The organism is Arthrobacter sp. K4-10C (genome assembly GCF_059090085.1).
The window spans coordinates 1-757 of sequence record NZ_JBNHFI010000028.1 but is presented as its reverse complement, the minus strand read 5'-3'; the positions used below and the strand labels follow the sequence as shown (position 1 = coordinate 757).

At 64.6% G+C, this 757-nt stretch carries 1 protein-coding gene; it reads right to left on the bottom strand.

The genetic code is table 11. The annotated features are described in order from the left end of the window. Positions 1 to 357: 357 nt before the first annotated feature. The coding region (locus AC5RUU_RS19605) for a hypothetical protein (RefSeq protein ID WP_493976869.1) at positions 358 to 757 on the bottom strand (400 nt) is incomplete at its 5' end.

Sequence of the window (757 nt, the reverse complement as noted above, 5' to 3'; positions counted from 1 at the left end):
GAGGGTGTGGGAGAGTAGGACACCGCCGGACAACACATCACGGTCGAGGCCCCAACCACACGGTTGGGGCCTCCCACATTTAAAAACCCACCCCCAACACCACACCCTCTCCCAACGCGAGAGCGTCACCCCGAAACCCGCCAAACCTGAGAGAGCGTCCAGGGGAAACCCGCCAAACGCGAGAGAGCGTTGGTGTGAAGATTGCCACGATGCGGTCCTTCGGGCCTGGACTGTCCCGGTGGATTAGGGGGCTCCCCTAGAATTGATGAAGATGTACGGACTTCGAAGCGCTTGATTTCGGGTTGCGTAGGAAACGAAACACGGATACGAGCGGCTGCAGTTGCGCCAGTGGTCGACTCACAACAGGAGGAATCCATCATGGCCGAGCACAACGGTGGCAACCGCGGTAACGACCGCGGAGCCTTCCGCGGAAACAATAACTCTGGCGGGGATCCGCGCGGATTCCGATCCCGGGCGAACCGTGACAACAACGACTCCGCCAGGGGTGCGGCCGGCGGTGGCGAGCGGAAGCCTTTCGGTGACCGTGACCGCAAGCCGTTCGGCGACCGTCCGCGTCGCGAGGGCGACGGCGACCGGCGCACCTTCGGCGGCGGGGAGCGCAAGCAGTACGGTGACCGCGACAACCGGTCCTTTGGTGACCGTCCGCGTCGCGAGGGCGACGGCGACCGGCGCACCTTCGGCGGCGGGGAGCGGAAGCCTTTCGGTGACCGTGACCGCAAGCCTTTTGGTGATCGTC